Origin of the sequence: Kitasatospora arboriphila (assembly GCF_039528095.1) — a bacterium.
Taxonomy (GTDB): Bacteria; Actinomycetota; Actinomycetes; order Streptomycetales; family Streptomycetaceae; genus Kitasatospora; species Kitasatospora arboriphila.
Map to the genome: position 1 here is coordinate 13,798 of NZ_BAAALD010000122.1, position 3,788 is coordinate 17,585.

At 79.5% G+C, this 3,788-nt stretch carries 4 protein-coding genes; 2 read left to right on the forward strand and 2 right to left on the reverse strand.

Annotation, left to right across the window (positions count from 1 at the left end; all coding sequences use genetic code 11):
- Window positions 1-338: 338 nt before the first annotated feature.
- Window positions 339-779: a hypothetical protein gene (locus ABD353_RS35590; RefSeq protein WP_344627849.1), complete on the reverse strand. Its 441-nt coding sequence runs from the start codon at window positions 777-779 to the stop codon at window positions 339-341.
- Between the two features lie 70 nt (window positions 780-849).
- Between ABD353_RS35590 and ABD353_RS35595 the strand changes: the two genes are divergently transcribed.
- Window positions 850-2,133, forward strand: coding sequence for an NAD(P)/FAD-dependent oxidoreductase (locus ABD353_RS35595; protein WP_344627850.1), 1,284 nt, complete (start codon window positions 850-852; stop codon window positions 2,131-2,133).
- Window positions 2,134-2,381: 248 nt separating this feature from the next.
- Here ABD353_RS35595 and ABD353_RS35600 read toward each other — a convergent pair whose 3' ends face one another.
- Window positions 2,382-3,374 carry a MerR family transcriptional regulator gene (locus tag ABD353_RS35600; RefSeq protein WP_344627851.1) on the reverse strand — a complete coding sequence of 331 codons (993 nt, stop codon included), beginning with the start codon at window positions 3,372-3,374 and terminating at the stop codon, window positions 2,382-2,384.
- 179 nt (window positions 3,375-3,553) lie between these two features.
- Between ABD353_RS35600 and ABD353_RS35605 the strand changes: the two genes are divergently transcribed.
- A partial coding sequence (locus tag ABD353_RS35605) for a hypothetical protein (protein WP_344627852.1) occupies window positions 3,554-3,788 on the forward strand: 235 nt, incomplete at its 3' end.

Consider the following 3,788-nt stretch of genomic DNA (forward strand, 5'->3'; position numbering starts at 1 on the left):
CCGCGCGCGCCGCGCCGCCGCCTCGCCGACCCCGTCCCCGACCGTCGACAGCCGTCGGCCACCGCAACCCGCTGTCCGTCACCGCACCGCACGGAGGGGCCGGCCCCATGGCACACCGACCGCAGGCGGAAGGTGCCGCGAGCACGCGGAACGGGCCCGGGGCATCCGCTGCCCGGGCCCGTGCATCCACCGTCGGACCGGCCCGCCGGCCGCTGCCGCGTGGCGCGCCGGCGGACCTGTCTGCACCTGTTCCACCCTCCTGCGGACCTCGCGCCCGGGCCATCCGCAGCGTTCACGCAGCGCTCGGTGGCCCGCCGGGAGGGGCCCGGAGGCGGCCGTCAGGGCTCCGGATCGGGGACGCGCTCGGGGATGCGGTCGGAAGCACGGTCGGGGACGCGGTCGGGCCGCAGCAGCCCGGCGACGGAGAGGGCGCCCCAGCCGAGCGAGACCACCAGGGCGGCCGCCCGGTACCGGGCCGTGGGCAGGCCGGTGACGGCCGGGACGGCCCCGGAGAGCAGGGCGGCGTCGCCGAGGTCGGCGGCGATCCGCAGCAGGGTGGCGGTGCGCAGGCTGCGGTCGTCGGGGGCCAGCAGCATCGCCAGGCCGCAGGCCGCGTCGCGCAGGGCCAGCGGGGAGATGCAGGCGGCGACCGGCGCGGGGACGGTGCCGTCCGGGGCGGCGAGGCCGGAGGGCCGGGCGAGCAGGGCGGGGCGGCGGGTGACGGCCAGGCCGTAGACGGCGGTGGCCGCGCCGGTGAGGCGGAGGAGGGTGCGGTTCACAGGGGCATCCGTACCCGGGGGCGGGCTGCCGTGCACGGGGTGTGCGGCCGAACGGAGAGGAGTCGGTGAGGTGTCTTCACCGGACGTGGTGGTGGTCGGTGCCGGGCTCGCGGGGCTGGCATGCGCCCGGGACCTGGTGGCGGCCGGGCTGGAGGTGGCCGTCCTGGAGGCCTCGGACGGGGTGGGCGGGCGGATGCGCACCGACCTGGTCCGCGGGTTCCGGCTGGACCGCGGGTTCCAGGTGTTCAACACCTCCTACCCGCAGGTGCGCCGGCGGTTCGACCTGCGGGCGCTGCGGCTGCACCCGTTCACCGCGGGCTTCGTCCTGGCGGGCGGGCGCGGCCGGTACCGGTTCGCCGATCCGACGCGGCGGCCCGACCTGGCCGGCGACCTGCTGCCCGGCCGGCTCGCCCCGTTCCGGGACGTGGTGGCGCTGGGGCTGCTGAGCGCCCGCGACATGGTGCTGCCGGCCGCCGTGCTGCGGCGCGGCCGGGACGTGCCGACCCGCGGCGCGCTGGTCTCGGCGGGCGTCTCGCCGGAGACCGTGGACGCGGTGCTGCGGCCGTTCCTCGCCGGGATCTTCCTGGAGGACGGCCTGGAGACGTCGAGCCGGTTCTTCCACCTGGTGTGGCGGAGCCTGCTGCGCGGCACCCTCTGCCTGCCGGAGGCCGGGATCGGCGCGGTGCCGGAGCAGCTGGCGGCCGGGCTGCCGCCGGGCACGGTGGCGCTGGAGTCGCCGGTGGCGGAACTGACGGACGCGGGGGTGCTGCTCGATGACGGCACGGAGGTGCCCGCCGGGCGGGTGGTGGTGGCGACCGAGGCTCCGGAGGCGGCGCGGCTGCTGCCCGGGCTGCCGGTTCCGCCCGGGCGTCCGGTGACCACGGTGTACCACGCGGCGCCGGTGTCGCCGCTGGCCGAGCCGACGCTGCTGGTCGACACCGACGGCCGGGTGCTGAACAGCGTGGTGCTGTCCGAGGTGGTGCCCGGGTGCTCGGGCGACGGGCGGGCGCTGGTGGCGACCTCGGTGCTGGGGGCGGCTGCCTGGGAGCCTCAGGTACGGGCCCGGCTGGCCGAGCTGTACCGGGTGGACACGGCCGGCTGGGAGCACCTGGCGGACCGCCGGATCCCGTACGCGCTGCCCGCGATGCCGGCCCCGCACCCGCTGACCCGGCCGGCCGCGCTGGGCGGCGGCCGGTTCGTCTGCGGGGACCACCGGGCGACCGGGTCGGTGCAGGGGGCGCTGGCCTCCGGTGCGCGGGCCGCCCGGGAGGTGCTGGCGGACGCGGCGGCCGGGGTCAGGGCGGATCCGCTCGCCGGTCGCGTTCGGCGGCGGGCAGTTCGGGCAGGCCGCTGAGCCGGTCGAGGCCGGCCGCGGCGCGGGCGGTGCGGTGGTTGGCGGCGAGCACCTCGCGGTGGCGGTGGACGAAGGCCCGGTAGCCGGTGGTGAACGGGCGGGCCCGCTCACCGAGCCGTTCGGTGGGCCGGTGGCGGCAGGGGCCGCCGTGGTCGCCCGTCCGGTGCAGGTGGGCGCCGCCCGCTTCGCCGCCGCCGCAGCGGGGGCCGGACCCGGCCTCACCCGGGCACGAGCTCTCCGACGCGGCGTCAGGCGGTGGCCAGCGCCTCCAGGTGGGCCAGGCCCTCGGGGAGGCGGCGGGGGCGGACGGTGCCGGCGATGCGGCCGACCCCGGCCCAGCCGGGACCACCGAGCAGCACCGCCGGTCGGGCCCGGGCACCGCGCGGGCCCCAGGCGGTCGCGGCGGCGAGCTGGGCGAGGCGGGGGTCCGCGGTGCTCCGGCACTGCGACCAGAGCAGCACCGCCGACGGGCCGATCCGCCGGACGGCCTCGACCAGGGCGGCGGTCGGCACGGCGGGCCCGAACATCCGGAACGGCACGCCCCGCCGGGTCAGTCCGGCGGCGACCGCCTCCAGCGCCAGCGAGTGCAGTTCCCCCGGCATGCCGGCGAGCAGCACCGGCGCCACGGGTGCGGCCGGTTCGGTGCAGCGGGTGGCCTTCCGCAGGGCTCCGGAGATGTGCCAGGACAGCAGGTGCTCCACCTCGACGTACCGCTCGCCCTCGGTGGCCCACTTGCGGCCGACGGCCCGCAGGGCGGGCATCATCACCTCGTCCCAGGCGGTGACCACGCCGAGTTCGGCGACGGCCGCGTCGAGCATCCGCTCCACCACGGGCGCGTCCAGGCGGACGGCGGCCCGGCCGCGGCCGCGGCACTCCGGCCGGCGGGGCCCCCGGGCCGGCCCCCGCCCGCCGCCCGACTCGCGGGGTTCGTCCGGTCCTGCGGTGTCGCGGACCTCGGCACGGCCCTGCGGGACGCGGACGAGGGTGCCGGCCAGGGCGAGCCGGGCGGCCTCGGCGGGCGGCACGCCGTGCGCGGTGAGGCGGCACATCGACTCCAGCACGGCGACGTCCTGCGGTCGCCAGCGGCGGTGCCGGCCCGCCTCGTGGCCGGACGGGCCGATGCCGTAGCGGCGTTCCCAGGAGCGGACGGTGGTGGGCGAGACGCCGAGTCGGCGGGCCACTCCCCCGGTGGTGATGCTGGCCTCGGCGAGGCTCGCCGTCAGGTCGGTGGGGATCTCCACCCCGGCACGGTACGCCCGCCGCCCGGCCGCCGCCGCCCGGACACGCCGCCCGCCGCGGGCCGGACGAGCCCGACGTGCCCGGAACGGTGCACAGGCGATGCGAGCTGCCGGACGGCCGGCGCCGTTCCACGGTGGAGGGGACCGGGCTTAGGGCCCGGTGTGGAAGGAGGTCGATCGCCATGGCAGCCGCCGCCCCGACTCCGCGATCCGTCCTCGCCCACCCCGAACGGACGGCCCGCCTCGGCGATCCGGGGCTCGACCGCAGGCCGCGCCGCGTGCGCGGTACGGCGGGTGCGCCGGTCCGGGGTCCGCGAGTGCGCGGCACGGTGCTCCCGGCGTTCGCGGTGGCCGCCGGACCCGCCCAGCGGGCCGCTGCCGCACCCCCTGCGGCAGTCCTGCCCCCCGGGCCCGGCC